At 52.1% G+C, this 24,877-nt stretch carries 22 protein-coding genes; 8 read left to right on the forward strand and 14 right to left on the reverse strand.

The features are described from left to right. Positions 1 to 44 precede the first annotated feature (44 nt). The 3 genes from FDX22_RS18295 to FDX22_RS18305 form a co-directional block, all read right to left on the reverse strand. Complete coding sequence (locus FDX22_RS18295; RefSeq protein ID WP_117342368.1) at positions 45 to 347, reverse strand: BrnA antitoxin family protein; 303 nt, start codon at positions 345 to 347, stop codon at positions 45 to 47. After that, positions 334 to 621, reverse strand: coding sequence for a BrnT family toxin (locus FDX22_RS18300; protein ID WP_117342369.1), 288 nt, complete (start codon positions 619 to 621; stop codon positions 334 to 336). The genes FDX22_RS18295 and FDX22_RS18300 overlap by 14 nt, the downstream gene beginning before the upstream one ends. Before the next feature lie 172 nt (positions 622 to 793). Continuing rightward, positions 794 to 958: a DUF1127 domain-containing protein gene (locus FDX22_RS18305; protein WP_117342370.1), complete on the reverse strand. Its 165-nt coding sequence runs from the start codon at positions 956 to 958 to the stop codon at positions 794 to 796. 176 nt (positions 959 to 1,134) lie between these two features. On the opposite strand from FDX22_RS18305, the gene FDX22_RS18310 reads away from it, so the two are divergent. After that, a complete protein-coding gene (locus FDX22_RS18310) occupies positions 1,135 to 2,547 on the forward strand; it encodes a PLP-dependent aminotransferase family protein (RefSeq protein ID WP_146717581.1) in 1,413 nt (470 codons plus the stop codon). Between the two features lie 26 nt (positions 2,548 to 2,573). Here the strand turns inward: FDX22_RS18310 and FDX22_RS18315 are convergent, their stop codons facing one another. Continuing rightward, positions 2,574 to 3,536, reverse strand: coding sequence for an Rpn family recombination-promoting nuclease/putative transposase (locus FDX22_RS18315; RefSeq protein ID WP_146717582.1), 963 nt, complete (start codon positions 3,534 to 3,536; stop codon positions 2,574 to 2,576). A 274-nt stretch (positions 3,537 to 3,810) separates the two neighbouring features. On the opposite strand from FDX22_RS18315, the gene mdtM reads away from it, so the two are divergent. Beyond that, entirely contained in the window at positions 3,811 to 5,052 is a 1,242-nt protein-coding gene (gene mdtM / locus FDX22_RS18320) for a multidrug efflux MFS transporter MdtM (protein ID WP_146717583.1), read from the forward strand. Between the two features lie 70 nt (positions 5,053 to 5,122). Here mdtM and metC read toward each other — a convergent pair whose 3' ends face one another. After that, on the reverse strand, positions 5,123 to 6,313 hold the full coding sequence (metC, locus tag FDX22_RS18325) for a cystathionine beta-lyase (protein ID WP_117342374.1): 1,191 nt from the start codon (positions 6,311 to 6,313) through the stop codon (positions 5,123 to 5,125). Positions 6,314 to 6,345: 32 nt separating this feature from the next. After that, positions 6,346 to 7,578: a dicarboxylate/amino acid:cation symporter gene (locus FDX22_RS18330; RefSeq protein ID WP_115259547.1), complete on the reverse strand. Its 1,233-nt coding sequence runs from the start codon at positions 7,576 to 7,578 to the stop codon at positions 6,346 to 6,348. A 224-nt stretch (positions 7,579 to 7,802) separates the two neighbouring features. On the opposite strand from FDX22_RS18330, the gene FDX22_RS18335 reads away from it, so the two are divergent. The 5 genes from FDX22_RS18335 to FDX22_RS18355 all read left to right on the forward strand — a co-directional run bounded on the left by FDX22_RS18335 (position 7,803) and on the right by FDX22_RS18355 (position 12,205). Then, a complete protein-coding gene (locus FDX22_RS18335) occupies positions 7,803 to 8,729 on the forward strand; it encodes a LysR family transcriptional regulator (RefSeq protein WP_115259548.1) in 927 nt (308 codons plus the stop codon). A 75-nt stretch (positions 8,730 to 8,804) separates the two neighbouring features. After that, a complete protein-coding gene (locus FDX22_RS18340) occupies positions 8,805 to 10,085 on the forward strand; it encodes a DUF445 domain-containing protein (RefSeq protein ID WP_115259549.1) in 1,281 nt (426 codons plus the stop codon). 9 nt (positions 10,086 to 10,094) lie between these two features. Then, positions 10,095 to 10,334, forward strand: a complete 240-nt coding sequence (locus FDX22_RS18345; protein ID WP_115259550.1) for a DUF2164 domain-containing protein — start codon at positions 10,095 to 10,097, stop codon at positions 10,332 to 10,334. 89 nt (positions 10,335 to 10,423) lie between these two features. After that, complete coding sequence (locus tag FDX22_RS18350; RefSeq protein ID WP_137399038.1) at positions 10,424 to 11,611, forward strand: MFS transporter; 1,188 nt, start codon at positions 10,424 to 10,426, stop codon at positions 11,609 to 11,611. Positions 11,612 to 11,803: 192 nt separating this feature from the next. Then, complete coding sequence (locus FDX22_RS18355) at positions 11,804 to 12,205, forward strand: hypothetical protein (RefSeq protein ID WP_137399037.1); 402 nt, start codon at positions 11,804 to 11,806, stop codon at positions 12,203 to 12,205. Between the two features lie 63 nt (positions 12,206 to 12,268). Here the strand turns inward: FDX22_RS18355 and FDX22_RS18360 are convergent, their stop codons facing one another. The 6 genes from FDX22_RS18360 to dld form a co-directional block, all read right to left on the reverse strand. After that, complete coding sequence (locus tag FDX22_RS18360; RefSeq protein ID WP_096758445.1) at positions 12,269 to 13,276, reverse strand: porin; 1,008 nt, start codon at positions 13,274 to 13,276, stop codon at positions 12,269 to 12,271. 190 nt (positions 13,277 to 13,466) lie between these two features. Further along, complete coding sequence (locus FDX22_RS18365) at positions 13,467 to 13,667, reverse strand: hypothetical protein (RefSeq protein WP_096758446.1); 201 nt, start codon at positions 13,665 to 13,667, stop codon at positions 13,467 to 13,469. Positions 13,668 to 14,382: 715 nt separating this feature from the next. Beyond that, positions 14,383 to 15,078 (reverse strand): lactate utilization protein C, encoded by a 696-nt coding sequence (locus FDX22_RS18370; protein WP_146717584.1) that lies wholly within the window; start codon positions 15,076 to 15,078, stop codon positions 14,383 to 14,385. Next, a complete protein-coding gene (locus FDX22_RS18375; protein WP_146717585.1) occupies positions 15,071 to 16,498 on the reverse strand; it encodes a LutB/LldF family L-lactate oxidation iron-sulfur protein in 1,428 nt (475 codons plus the stop codon). Before FDX22_RS18375 ends, FDX22_RS18370 begins: the two co-directional genes overlap by 8 nt. Before the next feature lie 10 nt (positions 16,499 to 16,508). Then, positions 16,509 to 17,228, reverse strand: coding sequence for a (Fe-S)-binding protein (locus FDX22_RS18380; RefSeq protein WP_064186363.1), 720 nt, complete (start codon positions 17,226 to 17,228; stop codon positions 16,509 to 16,511). A 130-nt stretch (positions 17,229 to 17,358) separates the two neighbouring features. Continuing rightward, on the reverse strand, positions 17,359 to 19,056 hold the full coding sequence (dld, locus tag FDX22_RS18385) for a D-lactate dehydrogenase (protein WP_146717586.1): 1,698 nt from the start codon (positions 19,054 to 19,056) through the stop codon (positions 17,359 to 17,361). Positions 19,057 to 19,488: 432 nt separating this feature from the next. Here dld and FDX22_RS18390 point away from each other — a divergent pair, with 432 nt between their 5' ends. Then, on the forward strand, positions 19,489 to 21,042 hold the full coding sequence (locus FDX22_RS18390; RefSeq protein WP_096758450.1) for an L-lactate permease: 1,554 nt from the start codon (positions 19,489 to 19,491) through the stop codon (positions 21,040 to 21,042). 472 nt (positions 21,043 to 21,514) lie between these two features. Here the strand turns inward: FDX22_RS18390 and FDX22_RS18395 are convergent, their stop codons facing one another. Further along, positions 21,515 to 22,780, reverse strand: coding sequence for an aromatic amino acid transporter (locus FDX22_RS18395; RefSeq protein WP_096758451.1), 1,266 nt, complete (start codon positions 22,778 to 22,780; stop codon positions 21,515 to 21,517). Positions 22,781 to 22,969: 189 nt separating this feature from the next. After that, positions 22,970 to 24,340 (reverse strand): tyrosine phenol-lyase, encoded by a 1,371-nt coding sequence (locus tag FDX22_RS18400; RefSeq protein WP_096758452.1) that lies wholly within the window; start codon positions 24,338 to 24,340, stop codon positions 22,970 to 22,972. Positions 24,341 to 24,877: the final 537 nt, after the last annotated feature.

The following is a 24,877-nucleotide window of genomic DNA, read 5'->3' on the forward strand; positions in this document are numbered from 1 at the left end:
ATAAGGCGCAGCCGCCATCCGGCACTCACAACCTCGGTATAGGGCTATTTCTTGTTTTGCTCTCTCAGCATAGCCTCGCGCAAAATAGCATTTAGCCGCGTCTGGTAACCCTTCCCGGGGCGCTTTAACCACTCCATCACATCGGCATCAATGCGCACCGATGCCTGAGTTTTCAACGGACGGAAAAACGTACCGCGATTAGCCTCTGACCACTGCTCATCTTCAGTCACCGGAATGTCGCTATAATCAATATCATCATCCGGTTTATTCGCCAGCGCCTTCAGTTCCGCCTCATGCTGAGCACTCAGCGCGGATGCGCTGCCACGTTTATGTTTAATCATGCTCATAACGATTCCTCTCTTTACGATCTGCCTTTCTGGCACTGATGATACGAATGACTTCAAAGCCACTTTCAAACCTAACGCTATGGGCAACCAGAATAACCACAATGCCATGAACAAGACCGATGGTCTGCCACCGGTACTCACCGTTCTCATAACGATCCTGTCTGGACAAATGCCGGGGGTCGTCGAAAACGAGTACCGCGTCCTCAAAGCGAACACCATGTTTACGGTGGTTACTTTGTGCCTTGTTTGCATCCCACTCAAACTCCATTGGCATGTATTTTATCCCTAATTGTATATACAAAAATGTATCTACAATTATCTTACGATTATACCTAGATTGTTGGAAATAGCTTCACAACTTGACGATCAGGGATTAAATTTTGTAGGCCGGATAAGGCGGTTACGCCGCCATCCGGCACTGACAGCCTCTGTCGATGAAAGAACAATTACTCCACCTGATCGCGTCGCAGCCCGACATCCTTTAGCCGCTCATCGCTCATCTGTTGCAATACGCGCCGCGTTTGCGCCCGCAGATGCCAGCGTTTAATCGCCCTCCAGACCTGCACCAAACCAATAAATGGCTGCTTTGCTCTGTTCTCATGAAATTCCATACCCGCCTCCCCGTCTTATCTGAGACGTTATCTTCGCGGATCCAGGGGGATACAATACAGATTCACAAAGTACTTTTATTTAACATACAGATTGGTTAAAAAGGATCCTGAATCACCTTTTTCACGCCAGTCTGTACGGGTTTTTTGATCTGTATGGTACCCATGAGGGATACAGCATGACGCGTTACCAATATCTGGCCAGTCTGCTGGCCGAACGCATTGAGCAGGGGTTGTATTGCCATGGCGAAAAGCTGCCGTCGGTGCGCAGCCTGAGTCAGGAACATGGGGTCAGCATCAGCACCGTACAGCAGGCATATCAGATGCTGGAACAGCGACAGCTGATCACCCCGCAGCCGCGCTCTGGCTATTTTGTCGCCCCGCGTAAAGCACAGCCGCCGGTGCCGCCAATGTCGCGCCCGGTACAGCGTCCGGTGGAGATAACCCAGTGGGATCAGGTGCTGGACATGCTGGCAGGTCACGCAGACACATCAATCGTCCCTTTCAGCAGCGGCGTTCCCGATATTAATCAACCCAGCCTGAAACCGCTGTGGCGCGAGTTAAGCCGCGTGGCGCAGCATAATCTGCGCGCGGTGCTGGGTTACGACGAGCTGCCCGGCTGTCGGGAACTGCGCCAACAGATAGCCCGGCTGATGCTGGACGGCGGTTCGGTGGTCAGTGCGGACGATATCGTAATCACCAGCGGCAGCCAGAGCGGAATGTCGCTGGCGCTGCTGACGGTCTGCCAGCGCGGCGATATCGTCGCTGTGGAATCCCCCGCCTATTACGGCACCATGCAGCTGCTACGCGGTCTTGGCATCAAAGTGATTGAGATCCCGACCGATCCGGATACCGGGATCAGTATTGAAGCCCTGGAGCTGGCGCTGGATCAGTGGCCGATTAAAGGGGTGCTGCTGGTTCCCAACTGCAATAATCCCCTCGGATTTATTATGCCGGATGCCCGCAAGCGAGCGGTACTCGCCCTCGCCCAGCGTCACGACATTGTGATTTTTGAAGATGATGTGTATGGCGAGCTGGCGACGGAGTATCCGCGTCCACGCACAATTCATTCCTGGGATAGCGACGGTCGGGTGCTGCTGTGCAGCTCATTTACCAAATCTGTGGCACCGGGTCTGCGCGTGGGTTGGGTGGTTCCGGGTCGCTATCATGACAAACTGCTGCACATGAAATACGCCGTCATCGGCACCAGCGTTCCCGCCACACAGCTGGCGGCGGCAACCTTTGTGCGCGAGGGTCATTATCATCGCCATGTCCGGCGCATGCGCCAGATCTACCAGCGCAATATGGAAATCTACACCTGCTGGGTACGGGAATACTTCCCCTGTGGGATCTGCGTCACCCGACCAAAAGGCGGCTTTATGCTGTGGGTCGAATTGCCACCACTGGTCGACATGGTCTGCGTCGCCAAACAGCTCTGCCGCCTGAAAATCCAGGTCGCGCCAGGTTCGCTGTTCTCGGCGTCAGGAAAGTATCGCAACTGCGTACGCATCAACTGCGCACTGCCACCAGACGAAAAGCACCGGGAAGTGATGCAGAAACTCGGAGAGGCGGTGATGGTGGCGATAGAGTAAATCGGCACACCCGGCTTCGCCTCTATCTAATGGCTTAAACCCTGGATATCCTCAGCGGACAGTCGGGTAATTTTTTGTATCGTGTTGATATCGATACCGTCGGTCAACATGGTGCGGGCAATACGCAATGCTTCATCACGCCGCCCCTCCATCAGCCCTTCCTGTTTACCTTCCTGTTTACCTTCCTGTTTGCCTTCCAGCTTGCCTTCAAGCCACCCTTTTTTAAATCCCGCTTCATGCAATCTGTCCGCGATCGTCATCAAATGCTCCTTATGTTGCGGTGAACGTTCGGCAATCGCACTGATAAACGTATTGAAGCGAGGTGCATCACCGGTTCGCAAAATATAATTAAACAGCGTCTTGAGCTGGCTGTCATTAGTGGACCCGGTAACTAACAGAGAAACAATGTTCTCAACCAATCCCATAAGATCGCGCTGACGGATATGTTTTTGTATTAATTCCAGCAGCGCCATACGGCGATGCTGCACAATCTCATCGTCCGGAATAACTGTAATATCGACCAGCGGAAACGCTGCGGCATAAAGCCGACGAGCCAATGTTGGATTGGCAAATTCATCCAGCCAGCACAATGACCAGGGATACGGACTTTTAGCGCCGTGATAAAACAGCATCGGCACCACCAGCGGTAATTGCGGGTGTCCGGCATCTAAATGTTTTTGCATGGCCGCTATCGCATAGCGCATCAACCTGAACGCCATATGCGCATCCGGTGTACTCTGATGTTCAATCACTACGTAAATATATCCATCCCCTTCCGTCGTTTTCAGCGACCACAGCACATCGGAGTAATACGCGCGTAAATCCCCCTCAATAAAACTGTCAGACTCGAGCTTTAGTGTCTGCAGGTCACATATTTCGCGTAACGCATCAGGGAGATGAATCTGTAGAAAATCCCGGGCAGTCTCCGGATGACGTAAAAATGTTTTAAAAACCGCATCATGCGGGGTTGAGGTCGGTGTTTTTTTCATGGAGATCCATCGTCCGAGGAAAAAGATGGCACGACTATAACGGCTAAATTTATGACTCTCATTCAACACGTTTTATGTCTGCGAGGCACTATCCACAGTAAATACCGCCCTCTGCAAGGCAGACATTTTCTCAGAACACTCCCCGCAAAAACGCGTTTGCTTACGCGCCCATTCGCATTACACTGCGGATGTCTATTTTCCATTCAACTGACGCCACCCGAGGTGCGATCTCGCTATTCCCGTTGAGGGTTTTCTCCCGACAAGGAGCTGTTTTATGCAACGGATTTTCGCGTTTTTCTCGCAACGCGCCACGACGCTGTTTTTCCCCATCGCGCTGATTCTGTACGACTTCGCCGCCTACCTGTCAACGGACCTGATCCAACCCGGCATCATTAATGTCGTGCGGGATTTCAACGACGATGTCAGCCTGGCACCGGCTGCGGTTAGCCTGTATCTGGCGGGTGGGATGGCGCTACAGTGGTTGTTAGGTCCGCTTTCCGATCGAATTGGTCGCCGACCGGTGCTAATTACCGGCGCGCTCATCTTCACCCTTGCCTGCGCGGCTACACTGTTCACCACCTCAATGACGCAGTTTCTGATTGCTCGCGTTGTGCAGGGCACCAGCATCTGCTTTATCGCCACCGTCGGCTACGTCACGGTGCAGGAGGCATTTGGCCAGACAAAGGCCATCAAGCTGATGGCCATCATCACCTCCATTGTGCTGGTGGCACCGGTAATTGGCCCGCTCTCCGGGGCAGCGCTGATGCACTTTGTCCACTGGAAGGTTCTGTTTGCCATCATTGCCGCGATGGGCCTGGTCGCCTTTATTGGCCTGCTGCTGGCGATGCCAGAAACGGTGCAGCGCGGCTCGGTGCCGTTCAGCGCACGCGGCGTACTGCGGGATTTTCGCGATGTATTTCGCAACCGGGTGTTCCTGTTTGGGGCCGCCACGCTATCGCTGAGCTACATCCCGATGATGAGCTGGGTGGCGGTATCGCCGGTGATCCTGATCGACGCGGGCGGCATGACCACCTCGCAGTTTGCCTGGGCGCAGGCTCCGGTATTTGGGGCGGTTATCGTCGCTAATATGGTGGTGGTGCGATTTGTGAAGGACCCGACAAGGCCGCGCTTTATCTGGTGGGCGGCACCTGTCCAATTGAGCGGGCTGGCGATACTGATTGGTGGCAATTTACTCTGGCCGCACGTCTGGCTGTGGTCGGTGCTGGGCACCAGTCTGTATGCATTTGGTATCGGGATGATTTTCCCGACGCTGTTCCGTTTTACGCTGTTTTCCAACAACCTGCCGAAGGGCACGGTCTCCGCATCGCTGAATATGGTGATCCTGACGGTAATGGCGGTTTCTGTCGAGATCGGGCGCTGGCTGTGGTTTAACGGCGGCAGGATTTCGTTTCACCTGTTGGCGGTTGTCGCAGGTATTGTCGTGATATTCACGCTCGCCGGATTGTTGAAGCGGGTACGTCAGCACGAGGCCACGACGTTAGCCACGGAAAACTAACCAGCCATGCTTATCCGACCTACGCCATCGTGGTAGGCCGGATAAGGTGCTGGCGCCGCATCACATCACATTACGCGATACGCGCGAACCCGGCGTCCAGATCGGCAATCAAATCACCGACATCTTCCAGGCCAATATGCACCCTGACCAGCGTGCCGCTGAAGTCGACATCCCCGGCCGGGCGAATGCTGTTCAGCTCCTCCGGCTGATTAGCCAGAATCAGCGACTCGAATCCGCCCCACGAATAGGCCATATGGAACAGCGAGAAGTTATCGAGGAAATTCGCCATCTGTTCATCAGTCAGGCGCTTTTTCAGGATAAACGAGAACAGGCCCGAGCTACCGGCAAAGTCGCGCTGAAAATACTCATGGCCCGGACACTCCGGTAACGCCGGATGGTTCACCCGCGCCACCTCCGGTCTTGCCGACAGCCAGCGGGCAATATGGATACTGCTTTCCTGATGCTGTTTCAGACGTACCGCCAGCGTGCGCAGTCCGCGGCTGCCGTTATACGCCGTGTCGGCATCCAGCGTTTGCCCCATCAAATACGAGTTCTCACGCAGACGATCCCAGCAGCGGGCGTTGGACACCGCCGTGCCCAGCATGCCGTCCGAGTGACCAATGGTGTATTTCGTCCCCGCCTGAATGGAAATATCCACGCCGAAATCCAGCGCCTTAAACAGTACGCCCGCCGCCCAGGTGTTGTCGATCATGATGACTATGTCCGGGTTCACTGCGCGGATCGCCTTCACCATTCCCGGCACGTCCTGGACTTCCATGGTGATTGAACTGGGCGATTCCAGAAACACCACTTTCGTCTCAGGGCGCAGAAAATCGACGATACCTGCGCCAATCAGCGGATCGTAATAGGTGGTTTCCACGTTGAATTTACTCAGGATCTTATTACAGAAATCCTGGGTTGGCTCATAGGCCGCGCCGGTCATCAGGATATGATCGCCGCTTTGTACAAACGCCAGAATCGCATTGGTAACCGCCGCGGCCCCGCACGGGTACAGCGCACAGCCCGCACCGCCTTCCAGCTCGCTCATCGCCTTCTGAAAAGCGAAGTGGGTATACGTACCGCGACGACCATAAAACAGTTCCCCGTTAGCGCGATTGGCGGTAGCGAATTTTTTATCCTTCACGGTATCAAACACCAGCGAAGAAGCGCGTTGGATAACCGGATTCACCGCCCCCTGGGTGTAACGTTTGTCACGTCCGGCGACGACCAGTTGGGTTTCAATCTTCATTGCGTCTTTCATAACATCTCCTGTTTCTTAATCCGTGTGCAAACCTATACCGCAGCGGCGGTCGCGTTGATTTCAGCGTCGTTCTGCTTTTTTCCTGCAAACCGCTCAACAATTTGTGCCGCGTTCAAATCATGGATCACGTTGATAAGCGTGGCGGGCGCATCGGTAATCGTACCCAGCACCACCAGCATCGGGATCGCTTCCATCGGCAACCCGAGCGTGGTGACAATAAAGATCTCACCCAGAAACGCGCCGCCCGGTACGCCGCCGACGATAATGGCCGAGAGCACGGCAATCAGCATGGTCAGGAAGAAGGTCTCGGTGGTGAACGGCATGCCGAGCACGGAATAGATAAAGACAATTTTCAGCGCGGCAATCATCGCCACGCCGCCTTTGTTCAGGTTAACCAATAACGGAATAGAGACATCGACGATTTCCGGGTTAATCCCCATCGCCTTACCGGCGCGCAGCGTGACAGGTAATGTGCCCAGTGAAGAACAGGTTCCCAGCGCGGTGGCGGAAGGTTCAATCGCATTACGCCAGAAGGCTCTGACCGCCGGAACACCGCCACCAATATACGAATAGAGAATTGAGCCGAAAACAAAGTAGACCAGCGTGGCGACCATAAACAGGCCAATGGCGCGGGCAAAGGTTAACAGCAGCGCGGAATCCTGACTGGCCATGGTCGCAGCGAAATAGCAACCAAGACCAATCGGCGCCACTTTCATAATGATAGAGACGATCTTCATGATCACGGTATTGGCATCTTCCAGCAGTGACGCAATGCGTTTCCCCGCCTGATCTGATTGCCCAATCGCCACACCGGCAATGATCGCCATGACGATCAGCGCCAGAATATTGGACTTCGAAAACAGTCCGATAAAATCATTGGTGGTGATCATGCTGACAAAATCCATCTTGCCACTGCCCGCCTGCACGGACTGCGAGAGATCGATAGTGACGCCCTGCGCCGGGTTGTACCATAGCGCCAGCGCCACAATCCCGGCAGCCGGAATAAAGGCCATCGCGATCGAAACAATAAAGATAATCGCCATAATGCGTCCCAGCCTTTTCAGGTCGGTCATACTGGCGATAGAAGACATGACGCTGATCCCCACCAGCGGCACGATGATCATAAATAACAGGTTTAAGAATATCTGACCGACTGGCTGGAGTGTGCTGGCAAACGTCGGGGCATAAATACCTAATAAGCCGCCAATAACCAGAGCAAATAATAAAATAATCGACGATCTGTAGGGTTCGAGTCGTGACCACATAATGGGTACCTTTTAAATTATATAATTTTTAATGAGACTACATTCACAACTTGATGCGTTTCAGGCCTGCCTCCTTATATTTTGTGATGCAACTCACTTAACCTGTTATTTTTTCATTTTGCCAGCGAGTTGTTTCCTGTGATTCAATAGTTGCATGTTTAAAATGCGAATGTAACGGCCTATTCGTACCGTTTTTGCAAATCACTTGTGAATTAAAGGAAATTATGGGTACGCCGATTTCACTCAAGCATTTGGAATTTTTCGTCAAAATCGTTGACTGCGGAGGGTTATCGGAGGCCGCCGCGCAGCTCAACGTCTCGCCTTCCGCGGTAAGCAAAAGCCTGACGGCAATGGAAGACACGCTGGGGACAACGTTAATTAAACGCACCACCCGCAGTATTACCCTGACCGATGCCGGGCAATATTTATTTAACCGCGCCAATAAGCTACTGACAGAGTTTGATGAAACGCTGAATACTACCTCCGGTTATTACCACAGCCCGCAGGGCGAATTACGCATCACCTGTTCCATTGCCTTTGGTTATTCGCGACTGGTAAACCTGGTGGATAAATATCGCACCCAGTTCCCGGATGTGAATCTGTACATCGATCTCAACGATAACTTCGTCAATCTAAACGAAACCGATTTCGACATCGCCCTGCGCATCTCCACCGCGCCGCCGCAGAATTACGCCATGCGTAAACTGGTCCCTATCCGCTGGGCGTACTGCGCGTCGCCGGGATACCTCGCAAAAAAAGGGATGCCCCAGCGTCGCAGCGACTTGGTGAATCATGATTGCCTGGTTTACCCCGGCCTCACGCCAGTGCTTAAAGTGGCAGACGAGCAGGATCGTTTGCACCAATTGAAGCTCCATATGCCGATCCAGGCCAACAGCAGCCTGGTGTTATTGAAGTCGGTGTTAGAAGATCAGGGCGTGGCGTATTTACCCACCTATCTGATTGGCGATCATATTCAAAAAGAAGAGGTCACGCCGCTGATGCTCGACGGCACCATCACCTGTGAAACCCACGCCCTGTATGCGCTGTATTTTCCCAGCAAGTACAGTAATCCGAAGGTACGATCGTTTATCGATTTTCTGGTGGCGGAACTCGGTCCGTTACCCGCGTGGGACAACTGGATCCCAGGATAAGATCATTCAGTCTAAAAATGGGAGGCGTGCCACAATTTTTGCACGTTCCCCCCGTCTGGCTCTATCCTTAAGTCTATGAATAAAATTGCTGAACTCAAACGCGCCAAGCGACTGGCGCTCTCTCTGCTGCTGATTGCTGCCGCGACCTTCGTCATCACGTTATTTCTGCCACCCAACTTCTGGGTGCTCGGGATCAAAGCGATTGCCGAAGCGGCGATGGTAGGCGCGCTGGCGGACTGGTTCGCCGTGGTCGCGCTTTTTCGCCGGGTACCGATCCCGTTTATCTCGCGCCATACGGCGATTATCCCGCGTAATAAAGACCGCATCGGCGAAAACCTGGGTCAGTTCGTGCAGGAAAAATTCCTCGACACCCAGTCACTGGTGGCGCTGATTCGCCGCCATGAACCGGCGCTGCTCATTGGCAACTGGTTCAGCCAACCGGAAAATGCCCGGCGCATCGGCCAGCATCTGCTGCAGATCATGAGCGGATTTCTCGAACTGACCGACGACGCCCGCATCCAGCGGCTGATCAAACGCGCGGTGCATAAGGCTATCGACAAGGTCGATCTCTCCGGCACTAGCGCATTAATGCTGGAAAGCATGACCAAAAACAACCGCCACCAGGTGCTGCTCGACACGCTGATTACGCAGCTGATCGCCCTGCTACAGCGCGACAGTTCGCGGGCGTTTATCGCCCAGCAGATTGTGCGCTGGCTGGAGACCGAACATCCGCTCAAAGCGAAGATCCTGCCAACCGAATGGCTCGGTGAACACAGCGCCGAGCTGGTCTCTGATGCGGTCAACTCCCTGCTGGATGACATCAGTCACGATCGGGCGCATCAGATCCGCCACGCCTTCGATCGCGCCACGTTGAACCTGATCGATAAGCTCAAACACGATCCTGACATGGCCGCACGTGCAGAAAGCCTCAAAAGCTACCTGAAAGAGGACGAAGCCTTTAACCGCTATCTCGGCGAGTTGTGGGCGGATCTGCGTCAATGGGTGAAAACCGACATTAACGCCGATGATTCTCGCGTGAAACAACGCATTGCCAGCGCCGGACAGTGGTTTGGCGAAACGCTGGTTGCCGATGGTGCCCTGCGCGCGTCGCTGAATGAACACCTGGAGCAGGCTGCGAAAAAAGTCGCACCGGAGTTCGCTACCTTCCTGACGCGCCACATCAGCGACACCGTCAAAAGCTGGGATGCACGGGAGATGTCGCAACAAATTGAGCTCAACATCGGCAAAGATTTGCAGTTTATTCGCGTCAACGGCACGCTGGTTGGCGGTTCTATCGGGCTGGTGTTATATCTGTTGTCGCAACTACCGTCTCTGCTCACGCTGCCGAATTTTTAAGGAGAAAAAATGGCTGAAATCACCCTGTCATCCGCGGAGCGCGATCGCCTGCGCAACGAACTGGAAACGTATTGCAGCGACCACTTCGATCTCGACCTTGAGCAGTTCGATGCCGAGTTCTTTATTGATTTTATTATCGAAAAACTGGGACCTGCGTTTTACAACGCCGGTATTGAAGAGGCGATCCGCACCCATATCGCCTACAGCGAACGGATCCAGGAAGAAATGGACCTGAAGAAAATCCTCTGACGGTAAACCCCGCATCATTTAACTTTAAATTATCATTTGCATATGTAATATAACAAATATCCACATAACAGCGTGAAGTGAGCGTCTGCATGCCGCAGGGAAGTCCTGGTTCAAATCATCATTCCATCCGCATCGCGCTGTTTGGCCTGCTGGTCTTGACGCTGGGCATGGGGATTGGCCGCTTTCTGTATACGCCAATGCTGCCGGTGCTGCTGACTGAAGGTCAGTTTACCTTTAGCCAACTCTCGTGGATTGCCAGCGCCAACTACGCCGGGTATCTGGCAGGCAGCCTGCTGTTTTCCTTCGGTTTGTTCCACCAGCCCTCACGCCTGCGTCCGATGCTATTAGCGTCTGCGCTCGCGACCACCGGACTTATCCTGGCGATGGCATTTTTTACCCAGCCCGCACTGATGATGGCGATCCGCTTTCTGGCAGGTGTCGCCAGTGCCGGTATGATGATCTTTGGTTCGATGGTGGTTCTGCAGCATACCCGTCATCCGTTTGTGATTGCGGCCCTGTTCTCCGGCGTCGGGACCGGCATTTTTCTCGGTAATGAGTATGTCATCGCTGGTTTACGCTTTGCGCTGTCATCGCATACGCTGTGGCTGGGTGCCGGAGTCCTTTCTGGCTTACTCCTTCTGCTGCTGGTCGTGCTGCTCCCCTCTCGTGACCGCGTGCTGCCCGCCGTACCACTGGCAAAATCCGCGCATCAACCGATGTCATGGTGGCTGCTGGCGTTGCTTTACGGGCTGGCCGGTTTTGGCTACATCATTGTCGCCACTTACCTGCCGCTGATGGCGAAAAATGCCGGTTCGCCACTGCTGACCGTACACCTGTGGTCGCTGGTTGGCATCGCAATCATTCCGGGGTGTTTCGGCTGGCTATGGGCGGCGAAACGTTGGGGAGTCCTGCAATGCCTGACCGCCAATCTGCTGACCCAAAGCGCCTGCGTGGTGTTAACACTTGCCAGCGACTCGTTGTTCCTGCTGGTTCTCAGCAGTATCGGTTTTGGCGCAACCTTTATGGGAACCACCTCACTGGTGATGCCGCTCGCCCGCCAACTCAGCGTGCCGCGAAACATTAACCTATTGGGACTGGTGACGCTGACGTACGGCATTGGGCAAATTCTCGGGCCGCTATTAACCAGCCTGCTGGGAAGCGGTGCTGTCGCCATTATCAACGCTACGCTGTGTGGTGCAGCGGCGCTATTTTTTGCTGCACTGATTAGTGCAGTACAATGCTATAAACAGCGTTCTCTTACACCTAAAGAAGTATAAGCGCCCCCCTCTAAAAAATCTTAGATTCGGATTACTCCGCAATTAAATGTCAACATTTCATAATCCACAAATAACCAATAATTCATTTTCCAGACACTTTATAATCCGTCTTAACTCATTTGTAGAATAAACATAAAATGAGTAAAAATGGACATATCCATACAACATCAACAGCATATTCAGGAACAGTACATGTCGTGGTTTAAAAAAATCATACTTGGGTTAATTATTATCATCAGCTTATTTAGCACCATGAAGGATTATAAAGACTTCGGCTTTTTCGGGGCCGCAGGGCTGTTTATTATATTTGTACTCACCACGATTTTTCTCTGGCAGTGGGCTGCCGGAAAGTGGCCAGAGATAGGCACCATCAAAGCGATTCTTATTTTGCTGGCCAGTACCATTGCCTCTATATTCGTCATTAATATGGCCATCGCCGGAAATTTACATGTAGATCTGATGGAAGTAATGCGCGTTTCGATTACGCATAAACCCCTTTTTTATCTCATTTTCTGCGTGGTGGCATGGGTAAAAGTGGGGATCTGGAAGTGGTTATTTAGCGAAGTGCGTGGCAACCCACAGCAGCCAGTCTGACAGGAAAAGCAATGTAAAAAAGGCGTCTGACTAGAGACGCCTTTTTCATGACATAACAAAAACTTAGAACTGGTAGGTCAGGCCAGCAACAACTTCGTTGTCACCGTCCTGGCCATTGAGCAGGTTAAACTTGTAACCCACATCGGCCACGATGTTTTTGTTGAAGTAGTAATCGGTACCCAGCGCCACGTACTCGGTCAGGTCAGTGTTGTCAGTGTCACGTGAGTGGACGTAAGCCACGTTCGGACGCAGACCAAAATCAAACACATAGGCCGCCATCGCTTCAAAGTGCTGCGCTTTGTTGGCATTCTGGATCAGGTTGTGGGATTCACCGTACATCGTCGCCACATAGACAGCATTGGCATCATACTTCAGGCCCGCACCCCAGAATTCAGCGTTATCACCTTCCCAGCCCTGCTGTTTCTGCTCAGCAGTTACCGCGCTGGTAGAGTAAGCCGCGATGGCAGACACGCCAGAGTCCGCGATGTTGTCATAACCCAGAGAGAAGCCATAGCCATTGCCGTGCTGTTTAGCCGGGTCCGCATCGGTATCATCCTGACCCTGGTATTGCGCCGCCAGGTTTACACCATCAACGGCACCAAACAGATTTTTGGTACGGAGTGTTGCAACGCCAGAAGTGCGTGTAGTAAGGAAGCGGTCAGTATTTTCATAGGAATCACCGCCGAACTCTGAAAGAACGTCAGTGTAAGATCCCACGTCATAAGCGACACCGTAGTTACGACCGTAGTCAAAGCTAACGTCGTGACCGTAATCCAGGCCAGCAAACGCGAGACGTGTTTTAATACCATCCTGAGAACCTTCTGCTCCAGCGGCATCAAACTGACTTTCAAAGTGGCCATAACCGGTCAGCTGATCGTTAATTTGTGTCTCACCACGAAAACCCAGACGCGCATAAGTACCGTCGGCGTCGGTGCCGTCAGTCCAGGTATGTACGGCTTTAACTTTGCCGTACAAATCCAGTTTATTGCCATCTTTGTTATAAATTTCCGCTGCATGAACGGACGTTACCCCTAATGCCATCACGGCTAATGCCACTGCTGTCTTTTTCATTTTTTTACTCACTTTTAATTGTGAATTTTGCTATCAACTTTGTTATGCGGGCAGCGCGCCAACATAAAAAAGCCCCCTATTGAACAAGGGGAAAACAAATAACACACCAGTAAAATTATTAAGGACGCAGCAAGGCATATATCATTATTGGGAATATAAATAAAACCCAGACAGAGCGTGACAGCATGTATTACTGAGAGTCACTCTCATTAATAGAGCGATGTAGCATTAATGCTTCAGCAATAATATCTTGTTTGCTTTTTCGTGTTTCAAATGCCAGTGTGCGAACGTATTCCCACAAAGAGGTATCGACACGCGCACTTAAAAGAACCATATCTTTCGAGCGGGTACCTCTGGCTTTTCGACTATCGGGATAATCTCGAGAAGGCATTGTCATCTCCTGAACGCAATAATACGCTTATGGCGATGAAATATGCATCCAGTGTAAAAACATGTCAACGGCAAAAAAAATGCACAATAGTAATGAAACTGTTAATAAATCACTTAAAAGTGGAACGCTATTTCAAATGAAAGATAACTTGATTGTAGAATAATGTGTAATTTTTACTTTACGCACATTCATTGTGACTCATTAGATTAAAAAAAAGACGTCTACCGCGTGGCTAACAATGTGCCATCAAAACATCATTCCAGCCAATAGGTTACATAACGTGTTTAATGTCTACTTTTACCTAAAACCCCTGTTTTTATATGCCTTTTTGCGTTGATTTTCGGTGCTATCCGCTGCGTAAATCGCGTTGATTCTCACTGCGTTGTCGCCTGCGTTGTCGAAAAATAAGCACGGAAAGGTAAAATTTTAGTAAACATTGCATTCTTTCGCTTTTAAAAATAAGTCGATTTAAATTGATTTAGATCAATTTTACCAGCCACTTAACGGCGTAAAAATCGCCACTTGCGGTGACTGGAAACAATGTTGTACGCCGATTTTATCAGCAGAAAAAACAGGTGCAGGGACATTAAACCGCAGAGGAAAGCGCGGACCAGGACGCCATTTTCAGGCGATCCCTTGCGAAAGGAGAGTCCGCAGAGTGCGGAATGTCATCCCGCTCTGGGCTACAACGCCAGAGCGGTCTTATTCACGAATCTCAACAATCTTCAATAATCAGATACACCGCCTTCACCGGACCATGCACCCCGACCACTTTGATAAGCTCAATATCCGCCGTTGAGCTGGGCCCGCTGATGATGTTAATGCACGACGGCATACGCTCACCGGCCTGCGCTTTCTGATGCAGAACCTGCGCCAGTTGCGCCACACGCGGCAGGATGCTGCTTTTACGCAGCACGAAAATAGAGGACTCGGGCAACAGGCTGATTGAACGCCCGCGCTCCGGAGCGGAAAACAGCACCACGCCCCCGGACTCCGTCAGGCCATACTCGGCATACACCACGCCAACTTTCGCCTGCTCGGCCTGAACAATATTCTCGGCTCCACGCACCGGATCCCAGACCACAGCATTACACTCTCGCTGCAAACGATCGGTTATCCCCAGTTCTGCCAGCCGACTGTCGCCGCTAACCACCACCGGCTGCTGCCCCAGCTGTTGGCACAGACGTAACGCCACCTCAGGGGCCTGCGCCTCATGGGTCAGTTCGCACTGCGCCAGCATCACCTCGCTGGCAAACTGCACAAACGCGTCGCAGCGCTGCTGCGGGCTGAGTTCGGTCAGCCGCTCGTTCGCATAGTTGTTCACCGGCGCGGCTTCGGCCTGCGGTTCCCGCCGCAGCGGACGGCCCAGCGCCTGGGCAACGGTGTTTAAAAACGCGGTACGGTTATCCATTCTTTTTCTCCTGCGCCTGATGTTTCTTAAACCAGCTACGGAAACTCTCTCCGTCAGCATCAGGAAGATCGCGCGCTTCCATCCAGTCGCCAATCGCGCCAACCTTGAGCGGCGTTTTACCGCCATTGATAAACCAGCTCGCCGCGTGGGCACCGGCCATCATGCCGACCTTCCACAACCCTGGATGGCTGTTGGCATAAGCGAACATTTTGATCGCCCGACGTTCCGCTTTCGGGGTAATCCTTTCCTCGGCCATTACCCGGCGATGGCGCAGGATCAGTTTTGACAGCGGGATCTGTACCGGACAAACGCTGTCGCAGGCCGTGCACAGTGAACAGGCGTAAGGCAGGTCTTTAAAATCTTTATAGCCGCCGAGCAGCGGAGAGATCACCGCCCCGATAGGCCCTGGATAAATAGAACCGTAGCCGTGCCCGCCAATATGGCGATACGCCGGGCAGGTGTTCATACAGGCTCCACAGCGGATGCAGCGCAGCACATCGCGAAACTCAGAACCCAGCACCTGCGAGCGACCGTTATCCACAATCACCAGGTGAAACTCTTCCGGCCCGTCGACGTTATCCGCCTCGCGCGGCCCGGTAAGCCAGGTGTTATAGCCCGTCAGACGAGCGCCCACCGCACTGCGTGCCAGCATAGTGATCAGCACGTCCACGTCGGCAAACGTCGGCGCGATGCGCTCCATGCCCATCACCGCAATGTGCGTTTTCGGTAACGTGGTACACATCCGCGCGTTACCTTCGTTGGTGACCAGACAAACCGAGCCGGTCTCCGCCACCGCGAAGTTACAGCCGGTAATGCCAATTTCAGCGCTGAGGAAATCCTCGCGGATCTTCTGGCGGATGAACAAGGTCATCGCTTCCGGCGTTTCCGGACCGTCATAGCCCATCTGCTCATGCAGCACGCGACGGATCTGATAGCGATCTTTATGGATAGCCGGGACCACCACATGCGAAGGCGGATCCTGATCCAACTGGAGAATATATTCGCCCAGATCGGTTTCGATCACCTGAATACCGGCATCCTGCAGCACGTGGTTAACGCCGATCTCTTCGGTCACCATCGACTTGGACTTCACCACCTTCTTCGCGTTTTTCGCTTTTGCGACCTGCAAAATGTAGCGGGTAGCCTCTTCCTTGGTCTTTGCGAAAAACACCTGACCGCCGTTTTCCGTCACTTTCTCGGAGAGTTGATACAGGTAGGCGTCGAGGTTACTCAGAACGTGGTCGCGGATCTGGCTGGCACGGTCGCGCCATTCTTCCCAGTGCCCTAACTCATCGACCATTTTTTGCCGGTTCGCGCCGATGCGCCCCTGCGCGTTAGCCACGGCTTTGCGCATAATCGGATCGTCAATTTGCTGGCGAATGCGCGTTTTAAACTCTACATCGCTGGTTTTTATCGACATCTCTTTCCCCTCAGCGGCTCATCAGCACTTCAGCAATATGCATTACTTTGACCGGCTGGCCTTCACGCTGCAGTCGGCCGCCAATGTTCAGCAGGCAGCTGACGTCGGCACCAATCAAATACTCCGGTTTCGCATCCATGAGATGCAGGACTTTCTCTTTCACCATCTCGCCGGATATTTCGGCCATTTTGACCGAGAAAGTGCCGCCGAATCCACAGCAGGTGTCCTGATCGGCAAAGGTTAACAGCTCCAGACCGCGTACGTTTTTCAACAGCGTGAGCGGCTCTTCTCTCACGCCCAGCTTGCGAGTCAGGCTGCACGAAGGGTGATAAACCGCTCTGCCCTGCAGGCTGGCACCGACGTCCACGACGCCCAGTTTGTTGACAATAAAAGAGGTGAGATCCTGCATACGCGCGGCAACCTTTTCGGCGCGCAATGCCCATGCAGGTTCATCGGCCAGATACGTCGGGTAGCTTTTGACCGCATAGGTGCACGAACCTGCCGGAGAGATAATCGGATCGTCGTTATCCTCCAGCGCAGCGATCATGTTTTTCATCCCCGGGATGGCTTCTTTGATATAGCCACTGTTAATGGCGGGCTGACCGCAGCACCCCTGCTTCTCGGGGAAATTAACGCGGCAGCCGAGCTTTTCCAGCAACAATACGGAATCACGTGCCATCCGTGATTTCAGCGCGTCACCAATACAGGTGACAAAGAAATTTACATTCACAATAAATACCCCATTGCTTCATTGCCTTTTAAAACCGGCGGCACATCGCCGCCCGGTAATAATTCAATAATAAAAACTGGCCATTAATAAAACGGTGATACCTGACCTTTACTGTTTTATTGTCTGTTTGTCAGGCCCAGTTTTTACGTTTACTGGTTTTACCAATGCCCGGGTTCATGCTGTTGGTCGGGTCATTTTCCTGATAAAACCGCGCCAGATTTTCAGGCGCTTTATAAAGGTGGCCAACATTATGCTCTGCCGGATATTGCGCCCCGCGTTGGCGCAACAGTTCCAGCATCTGTTCTTTTAACGCGTGCGCATCAACGCCTTTTTTAACGATATAATCCTGATGGAACACATGGCACATAAAGTGGCCATAATAAAGTTTATGCACCAGCTGACTGTCAATTTCAGCCGGCAGATGTTCATACCACTCGGTATCATTGCGGCGTAGCGCAATATCCAGCGCAAGAATATCCTCAACCTCATCAGAATGAACGGCCTGATAGCGAATGGCGGCTCCCGCTGCAGCAAAGCGGTGCAGAAACGCCTTGCTGCCCTCTTCCAGGGTACAGGCAAAGAAATCTCCGTCTGCCGTTTTAAAGTACTCGGTTAACCACGCCTGCGCTTCGCCGATGCCGTCCCCTGCCATTTTCAGCATCAGATGATGCTCGTAGTTGTCACGCCAGGTTTTCATGCGTGGCGGGAGATGGCTCGGGAAAAGATGACTGAATGTCTGCATTGCGCGGTCGGTAAAGTGCGGGCGGAAAATCTTCACCTTCTCCAGCATGGCCTCGGTGCGCCCCTTCAGATTAAAGAAAAACGGCATTTTGTCGGTGCCGAGTTTGTCGATCATCAGGAAGGTGTCTTTGCTGTATTTCTCTGCAACATCATAGATATCACGATGCATATACTCACCGGCGACCGGTAAGTGTGTAAACGTCGCCAGCATATGGCGGCGTATGTCCGTCAACACCGAGGTCTGATTGGTGCCAATGTAGAACACCTGCTGATTCTTCTCAGCTTCAAAGGTGTCCAGACGCACGGCAAACACCGCCAGTTTCCCCGCGCAGCCTGAGGATTCGAACAGGCGATCCGGGTCGGCGTTGTAACGCGCCGGGGTGTCGGCATCAACGTCTCTGACGCGGGTCACGTAATCGTGGTCGTGCGCGTGACGCCCGTCATGACTGACGTCAGCACGCGCAATCGCGTTGTTATCCAGGCGGGCGAGGATCTGTTCCGGCGTCTCGCCCAGTTCGATACCCAGATGATTAACCAGTTGTAGCTGTCCCTGTTCATCCACGCGGGCAAACAGTGACATCTCGGTGTACGCCGGGCCACGCTGAACCAATGCACCACCAGAGTTATTACAGATACCGCCAATCACCGACGCACCAATGCAGGAGGAGCCAATCACCGAATGCGGCTCGCGGCCAAACGGCTTCAGCGCCTTCTCCAGCGAATACAGCGTGGTGCCCGGATACGCCAACACCTGCTTGCCCTCATCCAGCACATGCAGACTGTCGAGGCGCAGCGTGCTGATGATAACGATGTCGCGATCGTAGCCCTTGCCGTTCGGCGTGGAGCCTTCCGTCAGGCCGGTATTTGAGGCCTGCATCAGAATGATTTTATCGGCCTCCACGCAGGCCTTAAGCACCTGCCACAGTTCAAGCAGAGAGCCGGGGATCAGTACCGCCAGCGCCTCGCCCTGACCCGAGCGGAAGCCCTTGCGATAACGCGCCGTTTTGGACGGATCGGTAAGGACGTAGGCGGGGCCAACCCGTTGGGTAAGTGCAGTCAAAAAGGATTTATTATCAGTGTTTTTCATGGAGGGCGGCTCTCCGCTCCTTATATCAGGGCAATCGAAAATGGCGATACATTCATTTGTATGACAAAACAAAATAATCCCCCAATCATTACTTACATGCAATACCCTGGTTTATTTCTTTCGGCCTCGCTCACATTTTTATATTGAAAACCACAATTATCAGAAATCAAAAAACCGTTTAAAACGACTTACCAGACCGTCCCTATCATTATTACACAGACCATTATATAACTATTTATAGGTACCCATTTTGCGCCCAAAGATATTTACAGAGCATTATTTCTCAATTAAAAGCTTACAATAGTTACAAAACCATTAATCATAATTACTTTATCCACTGAAGCGATTCAGTTTGCATATTTTATTTATCCAGCCATGTAAGTTTCCCGCCATAAATACAAATAAGGTTTAACAAACCCATCAGGAATAGTAATGAACGAATATATTATGTTTGTTTTAGCCCTCTCTCCTTTGCTGCTTATGGTATTTTTAATACTAAAATTAAAAATGCCGATTCATTATTCAGTCTTGATAACGCTGGCCTTTACCATCGCGCTGTCGGCGATATTCTGGGATATGCCGTTACAGAATCTGAAAGCCTCCGTGGGCTATGGTGCCCTCAAAGGGTTATGGCCGATTGTGATTGTGATCCTCGGTGCGATATTCAGTTATAACGTGATGCAGGCCACCAAAGCGCTGGATATTCTGCGCGATATTCTCGCCAGTATTAGTGAAGATAAACGCATCCAGGTACTGCTTATTTCGTGGTGTTTTGGCGGATTTCTTGAGGCCGCCGCTGGCTACGGCACCGCGGTTGCCATTCCTATTGGCATCCTGATCGCACTGGGATTCAATCCGCTCAAAGCGGCCATCGCCTCACTCGTCGCCAATACCGTGCCGACGGCATTCGGCGCGGTGGGTATTCCGGTTTCAATTCTCGCTGAACAGGTTAACCTGCCGGTTTTCACCCTCGGCGGAACCATTATTATGCAGCTCGCGCTGTTTAATATTCTGCTGCCGTTTGTGATTATTTGTATTATCGGCGGTGGCCTGAAGGCGATTCGCGGCGTGTTCTTCATCACACTAATTTGCGGTATTACCACGCTGGTGCCGCAGTATTTTGTCGCTATCCACCTTGGCGCAGAACTCCCTGCATTTGCCGGCAGCCTGGTCAGCCTGTTTGCCGTCGCCATTCTTGGTCGCCTGCGCAACGGCAAAACCGCCCCCGAATGGCGCATTGAAACCAGCCATACCCGGGAAACCACACCGCGCTCGGCGAAGGTGCTGTTCCGGGTCGGCTCCATCTACCTGTTTATTTTTATCTTTATTCTGCTGTGCTCGCCGCTGTTCCCGGCGGTAAAAGCGGCAGCATCACAGCTGGCTTCGGTGCTGCATTTCACCCTCGCCGACGGTAAAACGCTGGCGCTGAAAATCGAGTGGGTCACCACGCCGGGGATGCTGATCATCTTTGCGACCCTGATCGGCGGTTTTATCCAGGGGGCTTCGGCGCGCGGGATGCTGGAAGTGTTTGTCAAAACCATTTTCCAGTTGAAGAACTCGATCGTCGCCATTATGGCGATTGTTGCGCTGGCCACGGTGATGGATCTCAGCGGTATTATCGCCACGCTGGCTCAGTCGATTGTTGACCTGACCGGCGGCTCGTATGTCTTTCTCGCCCCGGTCATTGGCGCGCTGGGTACGTTTGTCACCGGCAGCGACACCAACTCGAATATTCTGTTTGGTAAACTGCAAACCATTGCTGCCAGCAAGTTGAATATTGACCCTAACTGGCTGGCGGCGGCCAACACCTCCGGCGCGACGGGCGGGAAAATGATCTCCCCGCAGAGCATCGCCATTGCGGTTTCCGCCACCAAAATGGAAGGCCAGGCGAACCAGATTATGTCTGGCACCATGAAATACTGCTGCGCCTACATCGTGATCCTCGGCTTAAAGGTCGGCCTCTTTTACTACTGGTTTATGGCGTAACGCATTGTCAACCCCAGCCATATTCTGGCAAGCGTGTTTGACAAGACAGTGAACAAAAAGGTTTACAGCCACCCGGTCAAGAGAACGCCGCGGCTGGCTTTACGATTTGTCGGCGCTGACTAAAATAGCGCCGATATTTCAAAGAGAGGATTGTTGTTATGTTGTTCTGGAAAAAGATGGTGAAGAAGTTCGACGCCTTTTCTGCGTTGATCCCACCACGCTACTTCCGCGTGTAATGCCTGGCACTTATGCCTGATGGCGCTTCGCTTATCAGGCCTACGTTTCACGCACATTTGTAGGCCGGATAAGGCTCAAGCGCCGCATCCGGCTGCTACAACAGAGTAAAACACTCACCCCTTTCTCTTACGCATTCCGCACGTTCTTAACACCACCACCCGTAAACGCAGCCACGCAAAGCGATAAACCAGCGGATGCTGAAACCGTAGCAATGTCAAAAACATAGCGCCTCCCGTTACCGGAACGTAGGCAGCAGGCCAAACACGTCCAGCACCACCGTCAGATAGACAACCGCCCCGCAGACGATCACCAGGTTAAGCACCGTGTTATTGCAGGGTGCAGTGTAGCTGGCCGTAGGGAAACGCTTACGCGCCGCTTTTACCAGGAACGGTGGCAGGATCACGCTCCAGATGGTGAAGGCCAGACCGGCATAGCCAATCGCGTGAACAAAACCATTCGGGAAGAAAAAGCACACAGCAGCCGGTGGGAAGTAGGTTACCAGCGCAGTTTTCAGACGACCGACGCCGTTATCCGGGAAGTGAAACAGGTCAGCGATATAGTCAAACAGGCCGAGGGTTGCCGCCAGCAGGGAACTGGCTACCGCAAAGTTGCCGAAGAAAGTCAGGATCAGATCCATATAGCGGCTGGTAAACAGCCCGCTGATGGCCTCGACAAACACATCGATATTGCCGCCTTTAGCGATAATCGGCGGGAATTCCGAACGGCTGATGTTGCCCATCGTCACGCCCAGCCAGAAGACATACAGCAGCAGAGCAAACAGCGTGCCGATGATTATCGAACGCGTAATATGCGGGATCCCACTCTTACCGTACAGTTTGACCAAGCTCGGCACGTTGCCATGAAAACCAAATGAGATAATACAGAACGGCAGCGTCATCAGGATGTACGGCAGGTACTGCGACCCTGGGATCGCCACCGCGACACTGTCGACCAGTTTCGCCACTTCAATATGGCCGACCAGCCCGGAGAATGTGGCAAAGAACGCGATAAACTTACCGATGATCAAAATAGTGGTGATGCGTCCGACCAGCAGCGAACTGTACCAGGCAATCGCCCCGACCAGCATACTGACAATCACCACTGAGACATTCGCCGGAAAGCGCACGCCGCTGTATTTGAACACAGTTTGCGCCATCACCGCCGATGACCCGGAGATATAGGCGTAGGTCAGAATATACAACACAAAGCCAAACGCGATACCGACCACGATATTCCACTTCTGGCCTAATAAATCCTGAGTAAAGGTATTAAAACTGGCACCTGCGCCGTAATGCAGGTTAACTTCAACCAGCATCAGGCCGGTTAATAACATCATGATGGCAACAAAAAGCAGAATGACAGAGGCGCCGGGAAACCATACGCCGGCCATCGCAATCGGCAGGGAAAACATTCCACCGCCCACGACGGTTGCGATAACCAACATGGTTCCGCTAATCAGTCCGGGGGTACTACTCTGTCGCTCAATGGCATTAATATCCATGATAAATGTTCCTGTAGACTATTCGTTATAATTACAGCTGTCATTTGTACATCATGCGGATAATAAAAATGTCGGAGTCAGGGTTTGCAATTTTTTCGTTATATTGCGGTAATGGGCACCGCAAAGGCTTCCTGTTCATGGAAAAGGAATACAAAAAAGCCCCATCACAAGATGGGGCCTGAATAACATTTAAATATAGTCAAAGCGTGCGGTAAAGAAGCGCAACTGCTTCGGCTCGTAAATAAACTTCAACCCGCGAATATCTTCTTTATGCTGGTAAAGTTTAATGATACCGTCTGCCACAACATCCATATGCGCATAGGTATACACGCGGCGTGGAATAGTCAGGCGTACTGTTTCCAGTTTTGGTCTGTGGTGCTCACCGGTGGCATTATTACGGCCCGCAGAGATAATACCGCGCTCCATACTGCGCACGCCGGTCTCGACATAAATGCTGGCTGCCAGGCTCTGCGCCGGGAACTCGTCCTGGGTCAGATGTTCGCAGAAGCGACGCGCATCGAGGAATACCGCGTGTCCGCCCACTGGCTCAACAATCGGCACACCGGCAGCTTTCAGCTTGTCGCCGAGGTAGCGAACTTGCTTCACGCGGTGCTCGATGTACTCATACTGCATGGCTTCGCGCAGGCCAATCGCCATCGCTTCCATGTCGCGTCCGGCCAGACCGCCGTAGGATGGCATGCCTTCATAGACCACCACTAACTCTTTGGCAGAAGAGAACATTTCGTCGTCGTTCATGCACAGGAAGCCGCCGATGTTCACCAGACAGTCTTTTTTACCACTCATGGTACAACCGTCGGCATAGCTGAACATTTCATGGACGATCGCGGCGATGCTCTTGTCCTCAAAGCCCTGCTCTTGCTCTTTGATAAAGTAGGCGTTTTCTACGCAGCGGGTGGCATCGTAGAACACTTTAATGCCGTGAGCTTCCGTCAGCTCGCGCACCGCACGCATGTTAGCCATCGAGACCGGCTGCCCGCCCGCGAGGTTAACCGTCACCGCCAGGCAGATATACGCAATATTCTCTGCACCTTTTTCATCAATCAGCTTTTGTAATTTTTTAAGATCAATATCACCTTTAAAAGCAATATTCAGACCAGCATCGTGTGCTTCGTCACGCACGATATCCACGAAGATGGCACCGTTTTTTTCCTGGTGATAACGCGTGGTGGTGAAATACATATTCCCGGCAACATATTGCCCCGGCTTAATGGCCAGCTGCGATAACAGGTTTTCTGCACCGCGTCCCTGGTGAGTCGGAACAATATGTTTAAAGCCAAACAGTTCCTGCACGGTTCTTTCCAGATGATAGAAGTTTTCGCTGCCCGCGTACGCTTCATCACCCATCATCATTCCGGCCCACTGCTTGTCGCTCATCGCGTTAGTGCCGCTGTCTGTCAGCAGGTCAATATAAATATCTTTCGAATTTAACAGGAAAGTATTGTAACCCGCTTCTTGCATTTTTATCAGGCGTTCATTACGCGGGATCATAGATACAGTTTCAACGCTTTTAATACGGAAGGGTTCTGCCGGATAATTCATGTTGTTTCTCCAGTAACAGTGGTCGTGTACGTATTAATGTGAAGTAAATCATATCGAGTTCATCAACAGAGGCTGATGAAATATTACTATTCTCCGCCTGATACAGGGGGTGAAATAATGTGGAAGCACTATGCAAGATTTGATTGATTATGGAAATAGCCCAGTCAACATTAATCACTGCCAATAATTTAAAAAGCTGTAAATGTGAGTGATGCAAATCACACGTCTTTTTTTTACCCGTTCATATTCAACAAGTTTTTTTCTGCGTGTTGATTTGCTGTTTGCCGTTGTGTGTCTGTGGAAAGTGGAAATACTGAAAACTTAACTTTCCACGCTGTTCTCACAATCTACGGGTGAATAAGTACACGCCATTTTGTGAGAGTCGGATCACTTCACGGGGTTATATTTGTGATTCATATCACTAAAAGTGTAAACCAAAGTGTACAAACCGGTGTAGTTTCAGAGTTTGCTATTTGCTTCAGTGATTTAGATCGCATTTTTAGCCCGACTCAGGGCCATGATATTTTCTGGAAATAA

This window comes from Citrobacter sp. TBCS-14, from assembly GCF_005280805.1.
Taxonomy (GTDB): domain Bacteria; phylum Pseudomonadota; class Gammaproteobacteria; order Enterobacterales; family Enterobacteriaceae; genus Citrobacter; species Citrobacter gillenii.